The sequence below is a fragment of the Blastopirellula sp. SH421 genome (assembly GCF_057808535.1).
This window is the reverse complement of record NZ_CM173712.1, coordinates 3,184,536-3,210,517: the sequence shown is the minus strand read 5'-3', so window position 1 is coordinate 3,210,517 and position 25,982 is coordinate 3,184,536. Positions and strand designations below refer to the sequence as shown.

The window sequence follows — 25,982 nt, the reverse complement described above, 5'->3', positions numbered from 1 at the left end:
GAGGCGGAACCATGCGCAAACTAGCAACTATAGGCAAAGCATGAAGGCAACCAAGTCCGCTTTTTCTTCCTGCGTTAGCTTCGACTCTTGGACTAGATTGAAAAACTCGACCGTATCATCCAGCGTCAGCAAGCGACCATCGTGCAGATAGGGGGGCGAGTCTTTGATTCCCCGTAGCGTAAAGGTTTTGATCGGGCCGGCGGCGATGTTATTTTGACCATTGATTTCCTCCGGCTCGTAAAACCGCTCCAAGTGCAGATCATGCATCTGGTTGTCGAGATAAAACGGCGCCGGGTGACAATCTCCGCATTTTGCTTTGCCAAAAAAGAGCTCCTGGCCGCGCATTTCGGACTCGGTCGCCTTGTCGGCGATCAGCTTGCCATCCAGACCCAGCTTGGGGGCCGGCGGAAAGTCGAACATGTTTTGCATTTGGGCCATCATCGAGACCTGATCCGATCGATCGGGTAAATGAACCCCTTTCTTAGCCGCCGTCACATGATCGCCGTCAAAGTACGCCGTTCGCTGCTCAAACTCGGTAAAGTCCTCGACCGAGCGCAGCGAGCGTTTTGAGCCGTGAATCTGTTGGTTGTACATCCCGCGTAGACTTACCGTGTCAATCCGAAAGCGATTTGCTTGCGGCCGCGTATCAGGATTCAAATGAAAAGTCGCATTGGTGTGCCCGTTGACGTGACAGTCAAGACAAGTGACGCCCAACTCGGCTTCTTTCGTCTTACGGTCGTTGGTTTGATTGAACTGCTGCTGCGGAAACGGAGTCAGCAGTAGTCGCATCCCTTCCATCTGGACCGGCGTCACTTTGCCGTCCAGCAGGCGGAAATAATTTTTGATGGTTAGCACTTCACCATTCGACACGTCTCCCAAATCGGTCCGCGTCGTCAGAAACATCGGCGGCGGAAACTCGGGCGTCAGATGCTCAGGCAAGTCAAAATCGGTATCAAAACGCTGCAAATCGCGATGCTCGGCTTTGGCGATTGCGTCGATTTGGTTCTTCGGAAAGACCATCCCGCCGGTTGCATGTTTTGAGTGGGGCAGGGGAAGAAATCCGGCCGGCAACAAGCCTTGCTTCTTCACTTCCTCCGGCTTCAACTGCGCCAACTCTTGCCACATCATGTTGTTGGGCAATTTGACGCGAACCCCTTGCTGCACCGGCTTGCGCTTGCCAGACATCATCACGTCCGACGGATTATCGCTCAGATCATAGCGAGCACTCAGCAGTTTGGCTTGCCGCTCGTTAAACATCTCTCGCTTTTCGCTGTCGTCAGCAAAGACCGTGTCAAAGTCTTTGTCGATGACCGGCATGTAGGTCTTGGGAGGCTCCGCTTGCTTGCTTTGCGGCGGTTGCGACGAGGCCGGCGGCTGAGCGAATAGCATTTGAATGACGCCGAACATAATCAGCATCGTCTCAACGATAAGCGGGAATCGCTTGAACATGAGAAGGGTTCCTAGCACAAACATGGGATCGTGGGGTCAGCCGATCAAAGTTTCTGCAGAGACCAATCGCAACTACCGTGCCTATGCTGTTATGTTTCCTCATCCAGAGACGCATCTAGATTTGTTAATTGCCTAAATCTCGACAAAAACAGGCGTTTTCGCTCATGCAAAAGCGGCAAAACGCCGACAGTCGCCCAGAATCGGCATAGACCTGCCCCAAGCCGGGTCGATCGCTGGCTAGCAGACGATCAGGCTGGCCCCGATGAGGCCAGCCTGAGAAAATTGTGCTTGGGGTAGAAGTCTAAGCAATTGTCTTACTTCGCTTCGCGAACCACCTTGGTCAAACCCTCGACAAAAAAGTACTCGCCCCACATGACCGATTCGTCCACGCCCAAATCTTTCGCGGTGTGGTAAACGCCGTGCTTCAAGATTCCTTCCCAGCCGGGGTCGTTGATCGCTAGATATTCGGGATCGGTCAACGCATCCAGCATCTTCAATGCGGTGGCGCGATACGCTTCGGCCTTAGCCGGGTCTTTGGTCTGTTTGGCCAAGTCCAGCAAACCGCTCGCGGCGATCGCGCCGGCCGAGCTTTCTTTCTGCGGGCCAAAGGGGAGGGGAGCATTCACATCGGCGTCAAAGTCCCACAGCGGAACCCCATCGTCCGGTAGATTCGCGATCCAATAATCAGCGTTCCGTTCGGCCACGGCCAAAAACTCGTCCATCTGGGTCAGCGCGTAAACCTTACTGTAGCCATACAACGACCAAGCCAAACCGCGAGCCCAGGCGCTATCTCCCTGCAACCCTTGATGGGTCGATTCGTGCAAGAACTCGCCGCTCTCCAAATCAAACATTCCTTCGTGTGCGGTTGAGCCGTTGGCGCGGACAATCTTGTCGCGGGTTGTGCGGCAATGGGCGACCGCTTTTCGCATCAATTCTGGATCGCCAGTTTCATTGGCGGCGTAAAAAATGATCGGCACATTCATCATGATGTCGATAAACAGCGAGTCATCCGAGACAAAGCTCCGCAGGTACTGCCCCTTTTCTTTAAACCGCATCGCCAACGTTTGCCCGGCTTGCACCAGCACGTCATGCAGCGCTTGATCTCCGGTCAGCTGATACCAGGGCAGATACGTGCTGAGAAAGATAAAACCGAGATCATGCACGTCGCGATCATGCTGACGATGCTCGAGCAGTTTCGAATAATGCTCGGCTCGCTCGCGCCAGGTCGCGTCACCGGTTCGCAGCGTGAACTGCCACATCATGCCGGCGAAAAAACCGCCGCACCAATCGGTCCACAATTCGCCTCCATGCTTCCATTTGCCCTCTTCCGAATAGATCGGCAAATAGTCGGGATAGGTCTCCACGACATGAGCAACCTGCTTTTCCGCAAACTGGAGAGCCGATTCGTATTTTGCGATGCGTTGGTCCGACATATTCAACCGCCTAGCGTATTTGGATCTGGTGCGACAAAATGGGAGAGTCTCGATCGGGGTGCAAACTAACTTCCCCCGATCGGCTTGAAAAGTCCTTCGCCGCCGAAAAACAGATTCCGTTGAAATACTCGCCTGTCATCCATATCGTTCTACACGAGCCCGAAATCCCGCCCAATACCGGCAACATCGGGCGGACCTGCGTCGCAATCGGGGCCAAGCTCTGGTTGGTCAAACCGCTCGGTTTCCGGGTCGACGATCGCGAGCTCAAGCGGGCCGGCATGGACTATTGGCAACACCTAGAATGGGAAGTAGCCGAAGACTGGGCCGATCTTTGCCAGCGGCTTAAAGACCGTCGCTTCTTCTACTTAACCAAAACGGCCAAACGCGCGTACACGTCTGTCGATTTCCAATTGGAAGACGTCATCGTCCTTGGCGCCGAGTCCAAAGGATTGCCGCCAGAGCTGTTGGCCCTGACGCCTGAGAATAACATCTCGGTCCCGATGCGAACCGAAGTCCGCAGCCTGAATCTGTCGGCGACTGCCGCCACCGTCGCTTACGAAGCAGTCCGCCAATTAACGCTTGCCGGCCAAGCCAAATTACCAATCGGCGAGTCCCCGATTGGCTAATCAGCGAGCCCAAATCGCCAATCAGGCTTCTATTGCAAATGACGAATGTCGAAACCAGAATGTCGAATCAATCACGAAGTCTGAATGACGAACGATGAATTGATGGAACATCTGGACCGGACTGCGACGTTTTTCTTCGTCGCACGAAACGCCTGCTTCAAAGTTGCGCGATTCACGAAAATCGCAGCAAGGTTCTCTGCGATCCATTTCTGGGGTTCGGAGGGTCTAAGAACCTTTTGCTGGCGCACTTTTTTTTCCGCCGGCGTTCTTTCGTTCTGCGCGATCAGCTTGATCCTGCAATCGACCCCAAGTCCGTGCGCTTTGTCAAGCGATAATCTTTGGCCGTGAATGCTGGGGCATTACCAAAGTTTTGCCTGGCAATGCAAACGGACGGCTTGATCATCCCCTCTTTGATATCCGTGGAGAAAACGTTGCGATCGGTTCGGGGTCCATCTCATTGACATTATGCGAACCTGGGATCAGCTCGACAGGAACTCCAATGCAGTCCGCGATGCACTGCGCAATATCATACCAGGGCAAGTTGGGGTCAGACTGACGATCGTGGCCACACGAAGTTGCGTAAGTAGGGCCTGAATGCACGTGCTCCAACAATCGGGGATCGTCAACATCGTAATTCAATTCAATTTCTTCCGGTATTTCGGCCCATCCGTGATCGCGAGAGATTTTGAGTGTCGCATCGAACTGCGGCAGGGTTACGTACATCCATTGGTAACGGTCTTCACAGTCGCAATCGAAGTCACACTCAGGCGTCCCCGGGCTAAGCAGCGAACCTAGCTGCGGAAAATCATGAGCGTGCTCAAACCTAGCGAACATGCAAGATCTTCCTGCGAATAACGCTTGAGTTCATAAGGGAGGCGAAAGTGCGGCTTAGTGAGGCGCCATCGGCTGTTTACGGCTGCGTGCATCTCGTACGACCGGGGCGATCGGCAGCAACTCCGACAGACGATCAAAATCAACCGTCGCCGGAACTCCGATTACCTTAACTTTTGGTTTCGATTTCAGCATGTAGCAAATGCGTAGTCGAATTCGCTGCTCCGCATGAAATGTGAGGAACGTAGCGGTTATCGATTCGGCGTCAATGAAGGTCGCGTTCTGTCCATGCTGCACGACAATTTTTGCTCTGCGCACGATCGCGGTAGGTGGAATGAGCGTCAGGATCCCTATCTGTACCATCAAGGTTAATACAATGCCGGGAAAGGCCAATACCAAGGGCCACAGATTCGGAAGCACCAGCTGCGGAACTGCCCATTGGAAACCCACAACTACAGCAATCGACAGCACTAAAGTTCCGACCGCAATTCGCAGGAGCGACCCGGGATTCAAGACGAAGTTGAGCTCTGCCCACAAACGCGGAACATAGGACCAACGCGGAACGCTCCAGGTAATCTTCGGTTTGGCGGCAGGGAAGAGTTTCAATGTTGGTGTCCTTCAGAACCACGTCTTTGCCAGAGCTGCGGCCATGGCGGCATCCTCATCCCGCTGTTCGTTTAAGGTGCTGCAGGGCGACACGATCAGAAATCATATACTTATTATTGCGTCTTCGTGAGCAGCGCATTGCAACCTGGCTACGATTTGCTTGGACCAGGCTCTGTCCCCCGGTAAACTAACGGGTAACGATTACCTCAATAACTTAACCACAGCGCAAGCGCCTTGGCGAGAAGCCGAGAATTCTGATCGGAAGTGAAATGAATCCCAATCAGCGATACGGCTTGCTTAGAGTCCCTTTGACGATGCTGCTGAGCATTGCGTTTTTGGCGGCCACGGCATCCGTGGGGCGCTGCCAAGCGGAAGAGGACCGAGCTATTTACTGGTCGTCAGAAAAGCGGTTTTCCAAACAAGAGCTGCAGAAGGCGAAGCTCATGCTGTATAGTCGGGTTTTACCCGCCGAAAACGAGCTGAAAAACTGGACGTGGGACGACGACCTTAAGCAGTTGCGAGATGCAAAGTCACTGGAAGTCTTCTGTATCGGGGGCGCTCCTGCGGAGAGCGACCTGTTGCTTACTGCAGACGGACTAAAAAACCTCTCCCAACTCACAAAGCTGAGCCGTTTTCAGTACATCCACATGCAAAATGCGGACGAAAAACTGAAAGTGATTGCCGACTTCCCCGCGATCGACGAGTTAATCCTTAGCGACAGCGACTTAACCTCGCGGGGTGCGAAGTTTTTATCGCGAATGCAGAAGCTTCGATACTTGGACCTCACCAATGCGGATCTAGATTCCGACGCTCTTCGCGGGGCGCATCTTCCGGCAACTCTGACTCATTTGCGACTTGATGGTACAAAAGTCGATTCGTCCGTCGTGGATGCGATTCCAAGGAGCGTTACGCACCTCTCGCTTACAAGCACGAACGTTGACGAAAAAATTATCCCCAAGCTATCTACTCGCAGCAATCTGAAAGTTTTGGAGTTCGGGCGCACTCTCACGGGTGCAGAGAGTGAATCTCTGCAGAATAAGCTGCCGAATACGCGAATCAACAAAAGCTACTTCAATCAGTTCCATAGCTACCATGCCGATTAAACGGTGGCAGTAGTGAGTAGCCGATAGTTTGCCTGCTGAGTGACTTTCGCATTTTGAGGCGGAGAGAACTTAGGAGAGCGGCCGCAAAGACCGGCCAGTCAGCCAGTTGATTCTGATCCGACGTCTTTTGATTCCCAATCCGCCAACGGATTCGCCTGCGATCGCAGTTGAGGGGAATGCGGCGTCAATGCTTAATGACGAATTTCCAAACCCTAAGTGTCGAATGAATAACCAAAGCTCGAACAACGAACTTTCTTGTTCGTGCGTTGTGCTTTATACGACCTCTCTACCGAACAAGAGACCCAACCATGTCAGGCTACCACGACTCAGGCGCTCCGGAGTATGCATTCCCACCAACCGGATATCGCTTGGTTCGCGCCGCCTGCAAGCTGGGAGTGTTTCTCGCCCTTGTCGCCAGCATTGTGACGCTCGGCCAAGCAAGCGCAATTACTGCGTTATTTGGCTGCCTACTGTCGAGTATCGCAATCGACATCCTACTTGAGCTTCGATCATCCCGTAAAACGCAGCGATAGAGTCCTCCTCTTCACACACAATGCAACAGCAACATCGCCACAAAACCAGTGACGATCAGTGCTGGCAGTTTTGAATAGAACGATGGTTGTCACTGTCCCTCAGGCGGCTGGTATGGTATCTTTAGCTGGGACTTTTGCCGCTATTGGCTGGTGAAAATCTTCAGCGGTTGGCAACGAACCATTTGTCGAAAAATACCGTCTAGAAAACGTACGAGCCGCAATGGATGGCTCGGTTTGGTTGAGGAATGCGTAGTAATGGTTGCGGCTATTCTCGGATCGGTGCTTTTTGCGTTTGTCTCGGTCGCCATGATGGCGCAACCGAGCAAAGTGGAATGCGCGGATGTGGCTTGCCGCACTCTGTCGACTGTTTCTCTGTCAACTATTTCTCCGGCGACTGATTCATTAGCCGCTGCGTCTTGCTCTACGGTTTCTTTCGCCGCCGTGACAGGCAAGGTTTCTCAGGCGGCGCTGTTGCCGCCGCGATCTGCGTCGAAGAATGGTCTGATCCTGTACGATGCCGGGAGTTTGGCGTCTGTCGCCAAAATTCGTCGCAGTCCAACAGGAATCGCGATCGTTGCTGATGCTGCTCGTTTTCGTCGCGTTTATGTTCTGTTGCATCACCAATTTCGCAACACTCAAAAAGTAAGCGCCAGGCTCTCTTTGCAAGTACTGTTCTGCACCTGGTTGAACTAACAGGCTGTTGAGGAACTCAACGCTCGGTTCCTTACGATCTTTTGTCGTCGTCTTCTATCAAGCTGCGCCGTTTCGCGACTTTAGGCGAAAATTGCAATTGCTGCTTGCCCAGTCTCGCCATCGAAGCATCGTCTTGATGGATGGGGCGCGCCGCGTTGGCATTGCTGTACCGAAAGCCGAAGCGACGGTAAGTGCTTGGTGCTGAGTTGACCTTGATCGTAACTTGCAAATTTGAAGATGCCTAAATATTTGGGCATGCGTAGCATCCAATCCAAATGATTGGATGTGTGGGTTGCGGCCCGACTGATCTTGGAGAGCAAGATCTGGCCTCTGGGTTAGCGCATGACGAAAGCCGCTGAATTCTTTACTGACGATATATTCCCATGCAACACAGTACACGGGTAGAGCGAAGATTGAACGATTGCGTGACGGCGCACATGCGTAAACAGGTCGCGCGGTTACATGAAAAGCAAACGATTGGTGAAACGCTGATCGCGCTTCGAGAGCAGCCGCCGGAGGGAAGAATCATTTATTTTTATGTCGTGGATGACGAGGATCGCCTGAAGGGAGTTGTACCGACGCGCCGGTTGTTATTGAATTCGCCGGAGCGAACGGTGGAAGAGATCATGGTTCGCGAGGTGATCACGATTCCGTCCGTTGCGAGCGTCTTGGATGCTTGTGAGTTCTTCATCTTTCATCGCTTGCTCGCATTTCCGATCGTGGATGAACAAACGCGATTGTTGGGGAGCGTGGATGTCGAATTATATACCGATGAATTGAGCGATCTGGATCGACGCGAAGGAAATGATGAGCTGTTCCAATTGATCGGCGTGCACCTGGCCGATTCGCGTCAGACGACGTCGACCCAAGCCTTTCGAAGTCGCTTTCCGTGGTTACTCGCCAACATCGCAGGCGGAATTCTCGCGGCGTTTTTGTCGGGCCTATTTCAAGCGGAACTCGAAAAAGCAGTAGCCTTGGCGCTGTTCATACCGGTCGTATTGGCGTTGGCCGAGAGCGTTAGTATTCAATCGGTCAGCTTAGCGTTACAGATCTTGCGCGGTAAGCAGCCGACTTTAGGGACGATCTGCAAAAAGCTGCAAACCGAGGCGCTTACCGGACTATTTCTGGGGATGGCCAGTGCCGCACTGGTCTCCACGGTTGCATTGCTATGGCTGGGAGAACCGCGGGTTGTAATCTGTCTGCTGGGTGGAATCATCATCAGCGTAGCGTGCGCCGCCGTCATCGGTGCGGCTATGCCCAACTTGCTTCGTTTCTTTCAGCGCGAACCGCAAGTCGCGGCAGGTCCGATCGCGTTAGCGCTGACCGATATGGTGACGTTGCTATTTTACTTCTCGCTGGCGCGTTGGCTGTTGAGTTAGATTTTTTTTGCGTTGGGCAACCTTGGAACTACCTCTGCTGCAAGTTGAAATGAGACGGGAGTAACCCATGTCGGATAAATCGATAAAGAACCGATTGAACAAAATTTACTTCATCCGCACTGGCGCCAATGCGGACGATCAAGCTTTTGAGCGGGCACTTTGTTTTTGCGAACGATCCGGAGCAAAGCTCTGCATCATCACGGTGCTAGAAGTCCCCCCGAACGGGATTTTGAGGCTGATGGCGTCATGGGGAGTAGAGTCGACATTCAAGGATCAAGATGGCGAAGAGACTGCCGAGCATGAGCGGTTGCTGGAGATCGCTCGCAGTCGCGGCGTTCAAGCGTCAGCGGAAGTGTTGCATGGCTCTGGAATGCGCCCCTTTACGCAGAAAATCCATGCTGAGGTTGGCGATTTAGTCATCAAAGCGGCTGAGCCTGCGGCGGGATTGTCAAACGTTATTTTTGGCGGCGCCGATCGGCAATTGTTCCGCAGTTGTCCATGTCCCGTCTGGATCGATCGAGCAACGCAAGCTACTGCACCAAAGCGAATTTTGGCCGCGGTGGATCCGTCTCCGCTTCGCGAAGAGATCGATTTTGATCCCGTCAATGCAGCACTGAATGTCGCAATTCTTGAAATGGCGACCAGCCTAGCGCAAATCGAGCAAGCGGAACTGCACGTGATCCACGCATGGCGATCTTACTTTGAAGGGTCTCTCCAAAGTCGTGCCGGAATGTCAGATGACGAAACGGCAGAAGTCAGCGAGTCTTTTCAGCGAGTTCACGAAGACGCATTGGCCGAGTTGTTGCAGCCGTTCCGGTCGCAGATCGCGCAAATTTACCTACAAAAAGGAAACGCTGCGGAAGAAATCTGCAAGTTGGTCGAGAGGAAGGAATATGATGTCGTCGTGATGGGAACCGTTTGCAGAACCGGCGTCGCCGGCTGGGTCTTCGGAAATACCGCCGAAACCGTGCTTCAACAAATTCAATGCTCCGTCGTCGCACTCAAGCCAATAGGATGGGCGCCGCCGGGGGTCGCCGATTTGCGGGGGTAAATCTCTCGCGATTTGCCCCCCTCTGATACGAAAGATAAAGTTTGACGCCGCACTACGACCGGTTCGCCACTTACTTGTTTTCGATCCGATACAGCGCCTGTTCGGTTCGTAGCAAGATCGCGTCGCCGTCGATACCGAAGCTGGCGAGCGCTCGCTCTTGCAGGTCGTTTTTGGCGACTTCTTGATATTCGTCTCCGTGTTGCACGACGGTTGTCATGCCGGCTTCGTCCAGCATATAGATCAGCCCGTTGGCCGCGATTAGCGACGCGGAGAAGTTCCCGCCGATACGCTGCTTCCAGCGTAGGTCTCCGGTGAGCCCGTCCAAGCACGAAAGGATGCCGTTATCCGAGATCATGTAGACCGCATCGCCGATGGCGACCGGGGACGGATTGTAGGGAACGTTGCGATCGGTCGTGTACGCGACGTGCGACTCGGTCACATCTCCTTTGCCGTCAACGCGCATCGCGATCAACGTCGAGCGATCGTAGCCGGTGCAAACATAGATCAAGCCGTTGGCGAAGACCGGCCGCGGGACGACCGAGTAGCCATCGCCGTAGGTCACTCTCCAAATCTCTTGGCCGTTGCGGGGATCAAGCGCCATGACGGCGCCGGTGCCGGACGAGATCAGCTGCGTCTGACCGTTAACTTCGATCAGCAGCGGCGTGCCGAACGAAAAATATTTGGGGAGCCCTGGGATGTTGCGCGGCGTTTCCCAGGCGACTTCGCCAGTCGCTTTGTTTAACGCGATCACCGCCTGTTTATCATTGGCGTCGATACTGAAGATCAGGTTGTCGCCATACAAGACCGGCGAGCCGCCGTTGCCATGCGTGGGCGTATAGGCAAGCTCTTGCGTGCTCCAAACGATCGAGCCATCTTTCTTACGCAGGCAAGCTGTCCCCATATGTCCGAAGTGGACATACACGAACTCTCCTTCGAGGATCGGCGTAGCGCTGGCGTGGCTGTTTTTGGAATGGATCTTGGGAGCGGTCGCTCCTTCTTCCTGGAAAACCTCGACATCCCAGACGATGTCGCCGGAAGCTGCGTCAAGACAAATGGCCCGCAGCGATTGATCCGGCTTCTTCTCTTCGGACAGGGGCACGGCGGTTGTCAGATAGATGCGACCAGCGGCCGTAACCGGTGACGACCAACCAACGCCCGGCAATGCTTTTCGCCAGGTGATGTTGCGTTCGGGGGTCCAATCGGTCGGTAACTTTGCGCTATCGGCGTTCCCCTGTCCGGTCGGCCCGCGAAATTGATTCCACTCGGCTGGCGCCGGTGCGGTTGTTTGACCCACCGCAAATGCAGATCCCCAGCTTCCGACGATTACTAGCGTTAGGCAAGCAACGACCGTTCCACAATCCGACATGCGTGCAGGTTTCATCAGGTTTCAACAGAAATGGGAGGGTAGGGGGGAAGGGCATTGCAAGAGGGGAGCTTATTAATCTAGTCCAGAATCAGCGGGTTTGACACTAGATTTTGGGCGGGGAAAAGTGGAATTTTGGGGCGCCGTTGGCTCGGCCCGAGAGCACGTGCGTATTAGCGTGAATAACGCTCGGCCAGTTGCATGATCCACTCGGCGGGCGCTTTTCCCTTGGCGGCGATGGTTACGCGGCGGTCGGTTTCGCCGGTGACGAAGATTTCGATCTCAACATAGTTGCGCGGCATGCAGCCGATGACTCGGTCGGCCCATTCGACGAAGGTGAGCCCTTCCGAGTTGAAGTATTCTTCAGGGCCCAGCTCTAGGAACTCGTCATCATCTTTGATGCGGTAGGCGTCCATGTGGTAGAGCTGACGCGCGGCGTCGTACTGTTGCACTAGCACAAAGGTGGGGCTGATCACCGTTTGGGGATCAATGTTGCATGCTGCGGCGATCGCTTTAACCAAGCGCGTTTTGCCGGCGCCCAAGGTCCCTTGCAACGCGATGGTGGTACCATCGGGGAGCAACTCGGCCAGCAACTTCCCAAGCCGATCGGTATCGGTTTCGTCGACAAGTTTTAATTCAATCTGACGATCGGCGACATCATTCATCGGTGCAAATATCCTTGCGGCTCTATTTTTTGACCACCCACTTGATCGGCCCAAATACCTGCGCCGGCGACGACCTTGCCGATCCTGGTGACCGGCGTGCCGAGCAAACCGGCGGCGACCATTTGATCCGCATTCTCAGGCGATGCCGTCAACAATAACTCAAAGTCTTCCCCATCGGCTAGGGCATGCTGAAGCGGCGATTTGCCGCTGGTCGCGGCCAACTGCTGGGCCGCGCTAGAAACGGGGATTGCCGACATGTCTAAGATCCCGGCCGCGTCGCTCTCTTGCAACAGTCGCGAGAGATCCAAGAGTAAACCGTCGCTGATATCCATACCGCATTGCGACAGACCGCTACTCGTCAGCAACCGGGCTTCATTGATGCGCGGCGTGAAATCAAAGTGATGCCCCAAAATGCTACCGCCAAGTTGACCGGTGACGAGAATCGCATCGCCAGGATTGGCATTTCGGCGCAGCAGCGGAGGCTGATCGCCGCACGATCCGAAAGCGGTAACGTTGATCGCCAGCGGACCGCTCCAGCTGTTGGTGTCTCCGCCAGCCAAGATGCAGTCAAACTGCTCCAGCAACGGCAACATCCCGGCGTAAAGTTGCTGCGCCAACTGCAGCGTTGTGCCGTGCGGCGGAGTGCGCGGCAGCAACAGCGAAACGACAACAGCTACCGGCTGGGCTCCCATCGCGGCCAAATCGCTAAGATTGACCGCCAGCGCTTTGCGTCCTGCACGTTGCGGATCAATTTCGGCCAATCGGAAGTCGACCTCATCCGAAACCAAATCGGTGGTCACCACCAAATCGTCCCGTTCTTTCCACTCCAAAATGGCGGCGTCATCTCCTAGCCCGATGCGCAGCCGATTCGAGACCGGTAGTAACTCTCTTAGATGCTGAATGAATTCTGGTTCCATGCGATTGTTTCTCTGCGTCAGTCAAGCGGACGCTAGTCGATCGAGACCCGCAGGTAGCTGTCGAACCGAGCTTTAAGATCCGAAATCAAATCGGTTGTCCACCATTCTCGAAACGCTTCCGACTCGATGCGATAAGCTTGTTCTTCGCTGGCCATCATCGCTTGCAGATAATCGACGGCGATTGGATCTTCAATTTTTTCAGCCCACGCGCTAATCTTGACCAATGCGGTCGCATGATCGTTGACTTGACCCAGTCGATTTTGAACGGTTTCAAAATAGGGATACAGCTCACGGCGGAAACCGTCGTTAAATGCAGCCGCCGTCAGCTCCATCGCATACCGCAGACGTTTGGCTTGAATTCGCAATTGGTGCAACGTGTCAGGCGCCGCTAACGTTTGTTCCGCCTGATAAAAAAACTGCAATACGACGGGATCTAGATAGAGGGGACCAATCGATTTCAACGTTTCTTCGGGCCCGTTGTCGCGCCACTCAATCCGCGAGAGAAACCGCTCAAACTTGGTCGTCAGCTCTTTTTCTTTGGCCCAGGCGGCGATATTGACCAGCGATTGCTGAGCGTCGCTGCGCATGGCCCGCATCTGCTTGAGCGTCGCTTGGGCGGCAGCTTTGTTCGCTTTCTCTTTTTCTCCGGTTAAGCGTGCGATAAATACATCCAGATCGCGTGGCTCGTTCGCGGCGCGGCGAATCTTCTTCAACCGTTTGCGAAGCTTCTCTGATTTACGCATCGGTTCGAGCGGTTGAAAGAGCTCCAGCGCCGCTTGCGAGCGCCGGACTGCGACGCGCAATTGATGCACGTATTCAGAGTTTTCATCCGCTTTCCGCGCGGCCAGCGGTAGATAGTGGCGAACCAGATCGAGCCGTTCCGCCAGCGCGACGCGGGCAACCTTCGATATCAACGTATCGGGCTCCACTCCGTCCAACCACTTTACTTTTTTGATCGTCAACTTGTCGGCGCCCCTGCATTTGCGTTCTTGCCAGTCGTTTTGCCTACGCTCACGACGACCTCCAAATTGAAAACCTTCTCAAAGAACTCGGCTCGGCTGCGCGCTGCCCAGACGTCGACTTCAGAGTCTCCTTGCGAAGTGATCGTCAGCCGCAATTGCGTGGGGGTCTTTTCGGCCCGCACTGCTTGTACGTTTTGGGTGTGACTGCGATCGAAGGCGCCAGCCAAGCGCAAAATGGCAGCTAGCGCGCGGACGCGTTCCTGATCTTCGTTGGTTAGCCGGGTGAAGTTGCGATGCTTCTTTTTAGGCGCCGAACCGCGATGATAGCGCGCCACATTGGCGATCAGTTCTAGCTCGTGCCGCGAGAAGCCGGGGAGCTGACTGTTGAGAATCAAATTGTAGCTATGCTTGTGATGCTTCTCGTAGTTGATCAAATAGCCGGCGTCTTGCAGGACAGCCGAAGCATAAATCAAACGCTCATCAGTCGGAGCTAATTGGAGCGGTTCGATCAATTGCTGAAACAGCTCGACGGCCAGCTTCGCCACATGCAGCGTGTGCGGCATATCGACGCCGCAGCTCCTAGCGAAGAACTCCATCTCCTGCTTTGAGTCTTCTTCAGAAACCCGCGCGTCGTCGGTGGGGTCAATCATCGAGATGATCAGTCCGTCTCGAATGCCGCGATCATGCACATGCAGAATATTGACATCCAAGCGGGCCATGATTCTTTCAATGATGATCAACCCGGCGACAATAATATCGGCCCGATCCGCGTTCAACCCGGCCACGCCGCGGCGCTGCTTGACGTTCATCTTTTTTAACGAATCCAGCATGTGACTGACGTCTGCATGCGTGATGCGATAGCCCCACTCTGGTTGACCGATCTCTCCCTTGTGCGCCATTTGCATCGCGGCCAAGGTCGTAAACGTGCCGCCGGTCCCAAACATCACCTGGGGGACAAACGGTCGTTTGCGAACCGTCTTTTTGAGTTCGCGATCGATTTCTTCGGTCATGCGGTTGTAGTCTTCCGCACTTTGGAACAACGCGTTCTGCGGCGCATACAATTCGGTCATGCGAACCGCACCCAACTGCGTTGCGATGATTTCTTCGATATGTCCCGCGGAAGCGAGGATAATCTCGGTGCTTCCCCCACCGATGTCGGCGACGGCGACATTGCGATCGGTGATATCAAACGCCTTGGAAACGCTCAAAAAAGCAAGTTGAGCTTCTTGCTCAGAGGTGATGACGTCAATTTCTAGTTCGACGTCGCGCAGCGCTCGCTCGCAAAATTCGGCGCCATTTTCGGCTTCGCGGACCGCGCAGGTCGCGATCGTCCGAATCGTTTTGACTTCAAAGCCCGACGCGATCTTTTTGAAGCGGCGCAGCGCCGCTAGAGATTCTTGGACCGACTCTTCATCCAGCCGCCCAGTCGAACTGACGCTACGCGCTAGCCGGGTCGATTGGCGCTCTTCGTCCAAAACGCGATAGTCAGGCCCCGGAGTCACCTGGGCGACGACCAGCCGCAAGCTGTTTGAGCCGATATCGATCGCGGCCAGTTTGTCGCCCGGCAAAAGCTGAAGATCCGCAGGCTTGTCGACGATTTTCTTCATGCGGCGGCGTTTATTCCTCTCGCGGCTTCTTTTACCAGCGAATAATCGAGAATTGGCAACTCTTTCCAACGGCTAAGATAACAAAATCAACCTTTGTTCACGATGACCAAATTGAAATGACTTGCGGCCGTGCATAATGCGGACCTCGGCAAATACTCTCCCTTCCTCTGGAAAAGCAGCGAATCATGCTTTTACGAAAACTTATCTTAATGCGACACGCAAAGAGTTCCTGGAAGGGGGGAGAATCCGATCACGAGCGTCCCTTAAATGACCGCGGCCGGACGGCGGCTCCGCTAGTTGCCGCTGAGTTGCAACAACTTGGCTGGAATCCTGAAGTAGTCGTCGCGAGTGACGCACGTCGCACGGTGGAAACATGGGAGCGGATGCGCGACGTTTTTTCTCCGCCGGCGCAGTTCTTACTCGATCCCAGTCTTTATTTGAGCGGCTACTCTGAACTGGTCAGCGCTGCAGTTCAACTGCCGGACGCTTGTCTGTGCACCCTTTTCTTAGGGCATAATCCCGGCTGGGAGATCGCGGCCAGCCAACTTTCAGGCCAATCGCTAGAGATGGCGACCGGCATGGCCGTCCTGTTGACGGCCGAATCCGAAAGTTGGAAGGGAGCATTTTTGCGCAATGCTTGGAAACTGGTTTCGATTATCCGTCCCAAAGAGCTTCATGACAATCAATAGGACGCAAACAAGTTTTTTTCGTAAGTCTTCCCCACTTATTTCGATTGCAGCTTGCCGCCAATAGGTATAAAATACAGTTCACACCATGCTCAATACCGCTGCATTTTTTTGCGGTGGTCTATCCCGCCTCTAACATGCGAAGCTATGAACGCACAAACGCTATTAGTTGCGTTGTTCTGTGGATTGACCGTCCCTGCCTTGGTCACCGCAAAGGCTGACGATATTTCGAGAGAGCAAGCTGCTTTCTTTGAGCATGATATTCGTCCGCTGCTGATCAAGCGCTGCTTCGAATGTCATAGCGCTGAGGACGAAAAGGGAGATTTGCGTCTCGACTCGCGCGGGGCGATGCTTGCAGGCGGCGAAAGTGGCGCCGCGATCGAGCCTGGCAAGCCCGAAGAAAGCTTGCTGATTGAAGCGATCAACTACGAAAGCTATGAGATGCCCCCGTCAGGCAAATTGCCTGACGCCGAGATCGCACTGCTAACCAAATGGATCCAGATGGGCGCTCCGTGGCCCGGCGGCGATGACGCACCGATCCGCCATGCCGCCCAAGATAAGATTACGGACGAAGATCGTCACTATTGGGCGTTTCAACCGCTCGCAAAAGTGACGGTTCCCACCGTCGAAGAAGAGCGCTGGAACCACAATCCGATCGATCGATTTATCCGCCAGCAGCAAATCACCGCCGGCGTGACTCCCAACGCCAAAGCGGACAAGTTGGTCCTGCTGCGGCGCGTCTGTTTTGATCTAACGGGGCTTCCGCCGACGCCTGAGCAGACCGAACGGTATATGAATGATCCGTCGCCTGACGCCTTTGAAAAGCTGGTCGACTCGCTGCTGGAGAGTCCTCATTTTGGCGAGCGGATGGCGACGCACTGGCTGGACTTGGTGCGTTACGGCGAATCGGACGGATACCGTCAAGACGCCTACCGCCCCCACGCCTGGCGGTATCGCGACTATGTCATCAACAGCTTCAATCAAGACAAGCCGTACGACCAATTTGTGCTCGAGCAATTGGCAGGCGATGAAGTAGCCCCCAACAATCCCGACGCAATCATCGCCACCGGATTTTTGCGGCACTGGATATATGAATACAACCAGCGCGACGTCCGCACGCAATGGCAGATTATTTTAAACGACATTACAGACACCACCAGCGACGTCTTCCTGGGTGTCGGCATGGGCTGCGCCAAGTGTCACGATCACAAATTTGACCCGCTGCTGCAGCGCGACTATTTCCAATTGCAGGCCTTCTTCTCGCCGCTGCTGCCGCGCGATGATATTCCTGCCGCTACTCCGCAAGAGCTCGCACAGTACAAAGCGGCGCTCGCCCAGTGGGAAGCCGAGACGCGCGACATCCGGGCCAAGATTGACGCGATGGAAGCGGCCCCCATCGCCGGCGCGATCAAAAAGCAAACCGAGATGTTTCCGGAAGACATCCAAGAGATGATGAACAAGCCGATCGAGCAACGGGCTCCGCTAGAGCATCAATTGGCCGAAATGGCTTATGAGCAGGTCGAGATGGAGATCAGCCGCCGTCGAGGACTTGTCGGAGATGAGGCCAAAAAAGCCGAATACAAACAACTGCAAGACGAACTGGCCAAATATCCAAAGCCAAAATCGCTGCCCACCGCCTATTCGGTTAGTGACGTCGGTCCGACCGCTCCGCCGACCTACATCACCGGCAAAGAACGATTGGGGGAGATCGCTCCTGATTTTCTGACGGTGCTAGACGCCTCACCGGTTTCGATTGAATCTTCTAGTAGCTCGACAGGTCGACGCTCTGAACTGGCGCGCTGGATCAACAGCCGAGACAACGCGTTGGCGAGCCGCGTGATCGCCAATCGTCTCTGGCAATGGTGCTTCCATCGTGGTTTGGTCGCTACGCCCAACGATTTTGGCAACCTGGGTACGCCGCCGTCGCATCCAGAGCTGCTGGATTGGATGTCGCAAGAGTTCATCGACCAAGGGCGCAGCATGAAAAGCATGATCCGCCTGCTGGTTACCTCCGAGACCTATCAGCTTGCGTCCACACGCACCCCCGCCGCCGACAAACTGGATCTCGATAATCGCACCTACTGGCGCAGCCAGGTTCGTCGCATGACCGCTGAACAGGTTCGGGATGCGATGTTGGCGGCAGCCGGCAAGCTGGATCGCACTACCGGCGGCTCCAGCGTCAGCGGCACCACACCGCGCCGCAGCGTTTATCTCAAAGTAATCCGCAATACGCGAGAACCGCTGCTGGATGCGTTTGATTTCCCCGAACGCTTTAGCAGCGCCGCGACGCGCAACACCACCACCACTCCGACGCAATCGCTGCTGCTAATCAACGGCGATTTTCCGTTGCAACAAGCCCAACGCATGGCGGCTACCATCCGCAAGAGCGGTCAGACCCCAGAAGATCGCATCCGCGCCGCCTACATGGCGGCCTTCAGCCGCAAACCGACCACGGCCGAACTTGAAGACGCCCAAGCCTTTATTCAGCAGCAATTAGCGATTACCCAAGAACAATCGGCCGCCGAGAAACCGCTCGCAATCGCCAAATTCAAACAACTTGACAAATCAGGCGTCCATCTGAAACCAGATGCCGAAGTCTCGCAGTTGTCAGCCAGTCTGCAAGACTTTACCGGCGCCTCATTTACGGTCGAATCGATCATCCAACTCGATACGATTTACAAAGATGCCTCGGTACGGACGATCGCATCGCAGTGGAACGGCGGCAACACGCAGCCTGGCTGGAACTTTGGCGTCACCAGCGAAAAATCGGCCTACACGCCCCGGAACCTCATCATGCAATTGGTCGGCGCCAACTCGCTGGATCAAACCATCTATGAAGTCGTTCCGTCCGGCATTCACTTGGAGCTAGGTCGTCCTTACTACGCTTGCGTGCAGTATGTGCGAGATGATTCTGGCGCCGCCGAAGTCCACTTCTTTGTCCAAGACCTGTCGGTTGCCGCCGCGCCGCTGCAGACGGCGGTGGTCAAGACCGAAATTATTGCTGGTCTGCGGAACGACTATCCGTTTGTGATCGGCGGACGGACCGGCACCAAAAGCTGCTCGTTTGACGGCCTGATCGCCGAAGTCCGCGCCGTGCCTGCAGCGCTTTCGGCGGATCAACTGCTGGTCCAGCAAGCAAGCGCTGTCAGCGAAGTGGTCGGTCACTGGAAGTTCGCCAAAGCGACCGGTTCGCTCCGCTCGCTCGCAGGCGGCGTTGACCTGACCTCCGGCGATTCGGCGATCAACTCCGACACGGCGGCTTGGGTAGACTTCTGCCATATCTTGCTTAATTCCAACGAATTCCTTTACGTGCCATAGCCCCCATGTCCTCGACCATTTGCCAACAACACGGCGTTCCTCACCACGAGCAAATCTTTGATCGTCGCCAAGCGCTGCTGCGCACCGGCGCCGGATTTGGTTCGCTTGCGCTTTCTTGGATGCTGGCTCAGGAAGGACGCGCTGATCACAGTGGCCTAGTTGAGAGCAACCAGACGGCTCACATAGCGCCTCGCGCTAAGAATGTCATCTTCCTATTTATGGAAGGGGGACCCAGCCACATTGATCTGTTTGATCCCAAGCCGACGCTCAACAAGCTGCATGGCCAGCAGCTTCCCAGTTCGTTTAAAAAAATCATCCTAGCGATGGGCGAAGGGAAAGCTCCTCTCTATGGTTCGAACCGCAAGTGGAAACAGCATGGCCAGAGCGGCCTGTGGATCTCGGACTGGCTGCCGCACATCGCCGAGCATGCCGATGATCTAGCGGTCGTTCGCTCGTGCTATGGCGAAGGAATCAACCATGCCGGCGGCGTTTGCCAGATGAACACCGGCGCAATCATCGGCGGTCGCCCCTCGCTCGGCAGTTGGGTCAGCTACGGCCTGGGAACCGAAAACGAAAATCTGCCGGCGTTTGTGGTGCTGCAAGACAACAACGGCACGCCGGTTAACGGTCCGCGCAACTGGGGGACCGCCTTCATGCCGGCCGTTTATCAAGGAACCCGCTTTCACCCCGGCGAGACCCCAATTCGCAACCTCGAAAATCCCAACGGCGTTACCGACACCCGACAACTGTCAAAGCTCGCTTACCTCAGTCGGATGAACAGCGGTTTCGCCGGCGAACATCCTGGCCAAAGCGAACTGGACGCGCGAATCAAAAGCTACGAACTTGCATTCCGCATGCAGGTCCATGCTCCCGAAGCAATCGATCTAACGCAAGAGACCGAAGAAACCAAGCAACTCTATGGCATGGACGACAAAGAGACCGAAACCTTCGGTCGTAACTGTCTGTTGGCTCGTCGTATGGTTGAACGGGGGGTTCGCTTCGTTCAGCTTTATCACGGCACCGGCAGCAAATGGGACGCTCACTCCAACATCGAAAAGAACCACGGGACCAACTGCCGCTCCTCCGATAAACCGGTCGCCGGGTTGCTGGCCGACCTAAAACGCCGCGGGCTACTAGATCAGACGCTGGTCGTGTGGGGCGGTGAGTTTGGGCGAACTCCGATGAGCGAACAAGGTAACGGCCGCGATCACAACCCCAGCGGTTTTACCATGTGGTTTGCAGGCGGCGGCGTTCGCGGGGGTCAGACGATCGGCTCGACCGACGAAATCGGCCTACATGCTGTCGAAGACCGAATGCACGTGCATGATCTGCATGCGTCGATCCTGCACCTGATGGGACTCGACAACATGAAGCTGACCTACTTCCACAAAGGTCGGCCCGAACGTCCCACCGTCAACGAAGGTGGCATGAACATGAAGCTGGTAACCGGCTAAAAGTTACCCTGCGGCGATTGCTAGTCCGAAATCGCCAAAAATATAATTCCCCAGAGCGGCTTTCATAATTCCGTCTCTAGAACGTAGCGGACTTGATCTTTCCGCTACGTTGCTTGTGCGGGTCGCTGGCTTCGCTTTCCGATCTACTAGACCTCGACGGTGCGATAGCGATACGCTGATAATCAACCAGCGGCCGCGGCGGTTGTCGCTCCATCTCCGCCCTTATGACTTGTCGCCGCGTGAGCGTTTTCTAGTCATCGTTAGAAGGGGGCACGCCGTGTCGCATTCAGTTTGTTTGATCGAAGGGGACGGAATCGGGGCCGAGATTACCGCTGCAGTTCAGCAAATCATCGCAGCGGCTGGCGTATCCATCGATTGGCGTCCTTGTCTGGCCGGCGTCACCGCCGTCGAAAAAAAAGGAACTCCGCTCCCCCCAGAAACGATCGCCGCGATCCAAGAGACCGGTGTAGCGCTCAAAGGCCCGCTGGCCACCGCGATCGGCAAAGGCTTTCGCAGCGTGAACGTTGGCCTGCGTCAAGAGTTGCAGTTGTACGCCAACTTTCGCCCTGCTCGGACGATCCCCGGCGTTAAGACACGCTATGACAATGTTGACCTGATCATCATTCGTGAAAACACCGAAGGTCTCTACAGTGGTTTAGAGCACACCGTCGTTCCCGGCGTGGTCGAAAGCCTGCGGATCATCACCGAAAAGTGCTCACGCCGAATCGCCATCTTCGCGTTTGAAACGGCCCGCAAGTACAACCGCAAAAAGGTCACTTGCGTTCACAAAGCGAACATTCTGAAACTAAGCGACGGGCTCTTTCTCGATACCGTCCGCGACGTCGCGAAGTCCTATCCCGACATCGAGCTCAACGACTGCATCGTTGACGCTGCCGCGATGAAGTTAGTGATGGACCCGACGCAGTTTGAAGTTCTAGTGATGGAAAATCTGTTTGGCGACATCATCTCGGATCTCGCCAGCGGTCTGGTGGGTGGACTCGGCGTCACGCCGAGCGGCAACTATGGCGAAAACATCGCGATCTTTGAAGCCGTCCACGGAACCGCCCCCGACATCGCCGGCAAAGACCTGGCCAACCCAACTGCGCTGCTGCTAAGCGCCACGATGATGCTGAAACATCTGGGCGAAACCGAAGCGGCCACGCGAATCGAAAAAGGGCTCCTCGCAGTGCTGCAAAACCCAGAAACCCGCACCGGCGATCTCGGCGGAAAACTGGGAACTTCAAAATTCGCCGACGCAGTCGCGGCAGCGTGTGCAGCAGGTGACTAGGGCAATGCGAGGGTGGATGGAACAAGCGAATTACGGTCTCCAATTTCAATCGATCGCGCCGCCTGTGCAATCCACCATCGCAGTTGAAACGCTCGGCAACTCTGGTGGCTTACGCAAACCGGCCATGCTGCTTGGTGGGTGGTAAAATCGATCACGGTTGTTGCTCCACCCACCCATCAGAAAATATCGCCATCGGGCGTCCAATTGGGACGCCCTTTTTTTATGCGCCTCTTTTCTGGCTGGTCAATCCAATCGGTGCGCCTACAAGGTTGGTAGAAGTCAGCGACGTGTCATGACAAACTGCCAAGCTTCGCCCCCCGCTGTGCATCCTGCTTTCAACGCAGATGATGCATACCATTTATCCACCACTACCAGGAGCTTTTACTCATGCGTGCATTATCTTGGATTCTCGCTTCGGCGATGCTAGTTGCCTGTGTTTCGCTGGTACAACCCGCAGCCGCTGCTGAAGAAGCGAAGAAAGACATTGTTGATACGGCCGTCGGTGCTGGTGATTTCAAAACACTAGTTGCAGCCGTTCAAGCGGCAGGCTTGGTCGATGCGTTGAAGGGTAAAGGGCCTTTCACGGTCTTTGCACCAACCGACGCCGCTTTCGCCAAATTGCCGAAAGGGACTGTGGAGAGCCTGCTGAAAGATAAAGAGAAGCTGGCCAAGATTTTGAAGTATCACGTCGTCTCTGGCAAAGTCATGGCTGCCCAAGCCGTGAAGCTGGATTCGGCCGATACATTGGCTGACGAATCGATCAAGATTGCCGTTAAAGATGGCAAGGTCATGATCAACAACGCGACTGTCGTCAAAGCTGACATTGTCACGTCGAATGGAGTGATTCACGTCATCGACACCGTTCTGCTTCCCTAGTCGACTGCTGGAGTAATCTTCGCCCCGACCAACCGGCGACTCGATCCATTCTGGAGGGGATGGAAAGAGTCGCCCAGATCGGGGCGAATTTTTTTCGTTATCATCAAGGGGAGATTACGACATCCCCGGATTACCACTTCGATGACTCATCAAGTCTTCCAACTTCGTAGCGAAATCCCCGCACCGGTCGAAGTTGTGTTTGGTTGGCACAAACGGCCCGGCGCTCTTCAGCGACTCACTCCCCCCTGGGAATCGCTAACTGTGCAGTCTTACCAGCCCGGCTTGGAGCCCGGTACGCAGGCCGTACTGATCACCAAGATCGGTCCGTTTCGTGTAAAGTGGGTCGCCGAACATCGCGAACTGATCGAAAACCAGCTGTTCCGAGACGTACAACTCTCAGGCCCATTCGCCCACTGGGACCATCAGCACCGCTTTGGTGCAATCGACGCGACTCACAGCTATCTAGAGGACCACGTCGAGTACTCCGTCCCAGGCGGCGCGCTCGGTAGAATGTTGGGAGGCAGTTTTGTCGCCGGCAAGATTCAACGCATGTTCCAATATCGACATGCGACGATGCTGGCCGACCTTGCTGCTCATCAACCTTATCAAGAGCATCGCGCCATGAAAATTGCTATCACCGGAGCATCAGGGCTCGTCGGAAAGTCACTCTCCGCATTTTTAACGACCGGCGGTCACCAAGTCATCCCGATGACGCGCAGCCGCGACAAGTCTGGCATCTACTGGAACTACAAGCAGAAAGAGATCGATGCCGCGTCGCTCCATGGTGTCGACGCCGTCATTCATCTGGCTGGCGAAGGGATCGCCGCCGCGCGGTGGAGCGACAAACAAAAAGCAAAGATCCGCGACTCGCGTATCGACGGAACTACGTTCCTCTCTAATCAACTGGCCGCACTTCCCAACCCGCCCCAAACGTTGATCTGCGCCTCCGCGATAGGATATTACGGGGACTCCGGCATGCAGCCGGTCGACGAACGGGGCCTAGCCGGCTCCGGCTTTCTGCCCGATGTTTGCCGAGCCTGGGAGCTCTCGTGCGAACCGGCTGCACTGGCCGGCATTCGCGTCGTCAATACGCGCCTCGGCGTGGTGCTAAGCCCGCAAGGCGGCGCACTCGCCAAGATGCTGCTTCCCTTCAAACTGGGTATCGGCGGCGTGATCGGCAGCGGTCATCAGGTCTGGAGCTGGATCACGCTAGATGACGTGATCGGTGGGATGCATCACTGTTTGATGAATGACCAATTGGTCGGGCCGGTTAATTTGACCGCTCCCCATCCGGTGACCAATCGAGAGTTTACCAAAACGCTGGGGCGCGTCTTGAAACGTCCAACAATTTTGCCCGTCCCCAGCTTCGCCGCGCGTTTGGCGATCGGTGAAATGGCGGACGATTTACTATTGGCCAGTTCGCGGGTGATGCCGACTCGGTTGCTGGAAACGAACTATCCGTTTCGCGATCCTGATCTAGAGCCGGCGCTGCGGCGGATGCTGGGCCGCTAACTTCTCACCTTTTGTCGCCAGAGATGAACCTGTTTTGGAAGACTTTCCTTCGCTAAGACTTGCCCCCGTCAACGACGCTCCGGTTCGTACCGAGCGCGATTTTGTCCTTTACTGGATGATCGCCAATCGTCGCACGCGTTGCAATTTTAGTCTGCAACGCGCGGTCGATTGGGCTCGGCATTTAAACAAGCCGCTGGTCGTGTTCGAGGCGTTGCGGATTGATTATCCCTGGGCCTCTCGGCGATTTCACCGGTTTGTCATGCAAGGGATGCGCGACAACGCTGCGGCGTTGCAGACGACGCCGGCTCTCTATTACCCATATGTCGAACCGACCAAAAATGCCGATCATGGTCTGTTGGCGGCGCTCGCGGCCAAGTCGTGCGTGATCGTCACCGACGACTTTCCCTGCTTCTTTCTGCCGCGGATGCTGCAAGTGGTTGCGCGACGTGTTGACGTGCTGCTAGAAAAAGTAGACTCCAACGGCATCTTGCCGATGCGCGCCGCCGATCGCACGTTTACGGTGGCGCATAGTTTTCGTCGATTTTTGCATCACAACCTGCGCGATCATCTGGTTGATTTTCCCCAGGCAGATCCGCTGCATGACGCCCAGATTCCGCAGGCAACCAGCCCACTGATCGCCGACATTCAAGCCAACTATCCGGCCGCTTCCCCAGAGCTGCTAAACGCCTTGCCTGCGGCGCTCGACGGATTGCCTATCGATCAGGCTGTGGGCGACGCCGCGCTGGACGGGGGAAGCAGCGCCGCGCAGACCACCCTCGACAATTTTTTCAGGCGCCGCTTGGCGCGCTACGGCGAAGAGCGAAATTCTCCCGAAGCGGATGCCGCGAGCGGACTTTCGCCCTATCTCCATTTCGGTCATATCGCAACGCATGATATTTTTGAGCAACTTGTTAAATCAGAAGAGTGGGACGTTTCGCAGTTGAACGCAAAAGCGACCGGCTCCCGCGAAGGCTGGTGGAACATGTCTCCCAGCGCCGAGAGTTTTGTTGATGAACTGATCACCTGGCGCGAGCTTGGCTATAACATGTGCTCACGCGAAACCAACTACGATCAGTATGAATCCTTGCCAGCGTGGGCGCTAGAAACGCTAGAACAGCACCAATCGGATCGCCGTCCCAAGGTCTATACTCTGCGCCAGTTAGAACAGGCGCGTACCTACGACGAGCTATGGAACGCCGCCCAAACGCAACTGGTTCGCGAAGGGCGAATGCACAATTATCTGCGGATGCTGTGGGGTAAGAAAATCTTGGAGTGGTCGCCGACCCCCAAACAGGCGCTCGCTGCGATGATTCACCTCAACAATAAGTACGCCGTCGACGGCCGGAATCCCAATTCCTACAGCGGCATCTTTTGGTGTCTAGGACGTTACGACCGAGCCTGGGGGCCCGAGCGACAGATCTTTGGCAAAATTCGTTACATGAGCAGCGAAAACACGGCTCGGAAAATTCCGGTCAAGCGTTATATCGAAAACTATGCTCCCAATCAGCTCTTCCGGTGAACCCCTCGGATTGGCGAAGTGTCGTAGTTTTTTGTCTACAAACCTATTCCGGCCGCTTTTGACTGAGGTAAGATAGCAAGGCCCCCGCCCAAAATCTTCGCTACAATCCTC

21 protein-coding genes are annotated in these 25,982 nt (G+C 55.2%); 13 read left to right on the top strand and 8 right to left on the bottom strand.

Going from position 1 to position 25,982, the window contains the following annotated elements; all coding sequences use genetic code 11:
• Positions 1-27: 27 nt before the first annotated feature.
• Positions 28-1,449 carry a cytochrome B6 gene (locus SH421x_RS13455; RefSeq protein WP_488856257.1) on the bottom strand — a complete coding sequence of 474 codons (1,422 nt, stop codon included), beginning with the start codon at positions 1,447-1,449 and terminating at the stop codon, positions 28-30.
• Positions 1,450-1,763: 314 nt separating this feature from the next.
• Positions 1,764-2,882: a glycoside hydrolase family 88 protein gene (locus SH421x_RS13450; protein ID WP_488856255.1), complete on the bottom strand. Its 1,119-nt coding sequence runs from the start codon at positions 2,880-2,882 to the stop codon at positions 1,764-1,766.
• Between the two features lie 38 nt (positions 2,883-2,920).
• Here SH421x_RS13450 and SH421x_RS13445 point away from each other — a divergent pair, with 38 nt between their 5' ends.
• On the top strand, positions 2,921-3,508 hold the full coding sequence (locus tag SH421x_RS13445; protein WP_488856253.1) for a tRNA (cytidine(34)-2'-O)-methyltransferase: 588 nt from the start codon (positions 2,921-2,923) through the stop codon (positions 3,506-3,508).
• Between the two features lie 888 nt (positions 3,509-4,396).
• Here the strand turns inward: SH421x_RS13445 and SH421x_RS13440 are convergent.
• Complete coding sequence (locus SH421x_RS13440; RefSeq protein ID WP_488856252.1) at positions 4,397-4,945, bottom strand: hypothetical protein; 549 nt, start codon at positions 4,943-4,945, stop codon at positions 4,397-4,399.
• Between the two features lie 308 nt (positions 4,946-5,253).
• Here SH421x_RS13440 and SH421x_RS13435 point away from each other — a divergent pair, with 308 nt between their 5' ends.
• The 5 genes from SH421x_RS13435 (at position 5,254) to SH421x_RS13415 (ending at position 9,704) form a co-directional block, all read left to right on the top strand.
• Positions 5,254-6,048, top strand: coding sequence for a hypothetical protein (locus SH421x_RS13435; protein WP_488856250.1), 795 nt, complete (start codon positions 5,254-5,256; stop codon positions 6,046-6,048).
• A gap of 308 nt (positions 6,049-6,356) precedes the next feature.
• Complete coding sequence (locus tag SH421x_RS13430) at positions 6,357-6,581, top strand: hypothetical protein (protein ID WP_488856248.1); 225 nt, start codon at positions 6,357-6,359, stop codon at positions 6,579-6,581.
• 255 nt (positions 6,582-6,836) lie between these two features.
• Entirely contained in the window at positions 6,837-7,274 is a 438-nt protein-coding gene (locus SH421x_RS13425) for a hypothetical protein (RefSeq protein ID WP_488856247.1), read from the top strand.
• A gap of 383 nt (positions 7,275-7,657) precedes the next feature.
• Positions 7,658-8,653, top strand: coding sequence for a magnesium transporter (locus SH421x_RS13420; RefSeq protein ID WP_488856246.1), 996 nt, complete (start codon positions 7,658-7,660; stop codon positions 8,651-8,653).
• Positions 8,654-8,720: 67 nt separating this feature from the next.
• Entirely contained in the window at positions 8,721-9,704 is a 984-nt protein-coding gene (locus SH421x_RS13415; RefSeq protein ID WP_488856244.1) for a universal stress protein, read from the top strand.
• Positions 9,705-9,774: 70 nt separating this feature from the next.
• On the opposite strand, the gene SH421x_RS13410 is transcribed toward SH421x_RS13415, so the two are convergent.
• From SH421x_RS13410 to SH421x_RS13390, 5 genes are all read right to left on the bottom strand, one after another.
• On the bottom strand, positions 9,775-11,070 hold the full coding sequence (locus SH421x_RS13410; RefSeq protein ID WP_488856243.1) for a PQQ-binding-like beta-propeller repeat protein: 1,296 nt from the start codon (positions 11,068-11,070) through the stop codon (positions 9,775-9,777).
• 170 nt (positions 11,071-11,240) lie between these two features.
• The gene (tsaE, locus tag SH421x_RS13405) at positions 11,241-11,732 is read right to left on the bottom strand and encodes a tRNA (adenosine(37)-N6)-threonylcarbamoyltransferase complex ATPase subunit type 1 TsaE (protein WP_488856242.1); all 492 of its coding nucleotides are present in this window, start codon (positions 11,730-11,732) and stop codon (positions 11,241-11,243) included.
• Positions 11,729-12,649 (bottom strand): thiamine-phosphate kinase, encoded by a 921-nt coding sequence (thiL, locus tag SH421x_RS13400; RefSeq protein ID WP_488856240.1) that lies wholly within the window; start codon positions 12,647-12,649, stop codon positions 11,729-11,731. Before thiL ends, tsaE begins: the two co-directional genes overlap by 4 nt.
• Positions 12,650-12,681: 32 nt before the next feature.
• Positions 12,682-13,611: a CHAD domain-containing protein gene (locus tag SH421x_RS13395; RefSeq protein ID WP_488856238.1), complete on the bottom strand. Its 930-nt coding sequence runs from the start codon at positions 13,609-13,611 to the stop codon at positions 12,682-12,684.
• A complete protein-coding gene (locus SH421x_RS13390; RefSeq protein ID WP_488856237.1) occupies positions 13,608-15,218 on the bottom strand; it encodes a Ppx/GppA phosphatase family protein in 1,611 nt (536 codons plus the stop codon). The genes SH421x_RS13395 and SH421x_RS13390 overlap by 4 nt, the downstream gene beginning before the upstream one ends.
• A gap of 209 nt (positions 15,219-15,427) precedes the next feature.
• Between SH421x_RS13390 and SH421x_RS13385 the strand changes: the two genes are divergently transcribed.
• From SH421x_RS13385 to SH421x_RS13355, 7 genes are all read left to right on the top strand, one after another.
• The gene (locus SH421x_RS13385) at positions 15,428-15,907 is read left to right on the top strand and encodes a SixA phosphatase family protein (protein WP_488856236.1); all 480 of its coding nucleotides are present in this window, start codon (positions 15,428-15,430) and stop codon (positions 15,905-15,907) included.
• A gap of 144 nt (positions 15,908-16,051) precedes the next feature.
• The gene (locus SH421x_RS13380; protein ID WP_488856235.1) at positions 16,052-19,222 is read left to right on the top strand and encodes a DUF1549 domain-containing protein; all 3,171 of its coding nucleotides are present in this window, start codon (positions 16,052-16,054) and stop codon (positions 19,220-19,222) included.
• Between the two features lie 5 nt (positions 19,223-19,227).
• Entirely contained in the window at positions 19,228-20,676 is a 1,449-nt protein-coding gene (locus tag SH421x_RS13375) for a DUF1501 domain-containing protein (protein WP_488856233.1), read from the top strand.
• A 277-nt stretch (positions 20,677-20,953) separates the two neighbouring features.
• Entirely contained in the window at positions 20,954-21,964 is a 1,011-nt protein-coding gene (locus SH421x_RS13370; RefSeq protein WP_488856232.1) for an isocitrate/isopropylmalate dehydrogenase family protein, read from the top strand.
• A 387-nt stretch (positions 21,965-22,351) separates the two neighbouring features.
• The gene (locus SH421x_RS13365) at positions 22,352-22,840 is read left to right on the top strand and encodes a fasciclin domain-containing protein (protein WP_488856231.1); all 489 of its coding nucleotides are present in this window, start codon (positions 22,352-22,354) and stop codon (positions 22,838-22,840) included.
• Between the two features lie 141 nt (positions 22,841-22,981).
• Complete coding sequence (locus SH421x_RS13360) at positions 22,982-24,352, top strand: TIGR01777 family oxidoreductase (protein WP_488856230.1); 1,371 nt, start codon at positions 22,982-22,984, stop codon at positions 24,350-24,352.
• Positions 24,353-24,386: 34 nt separating this feature from the next.
• Complete coding sequence (locus SH421x_RS13355) at positions 24,387-25,871, top strand: deoxyribodipyrimidine photolyase (protein WP_488856229.1); 1,485 nt, start codon at positions 24,387-24,389, stop codon at positions 25,869-25,871.
• Positions 25,872-25,982 lie beyond the last annotated feature (111 nt).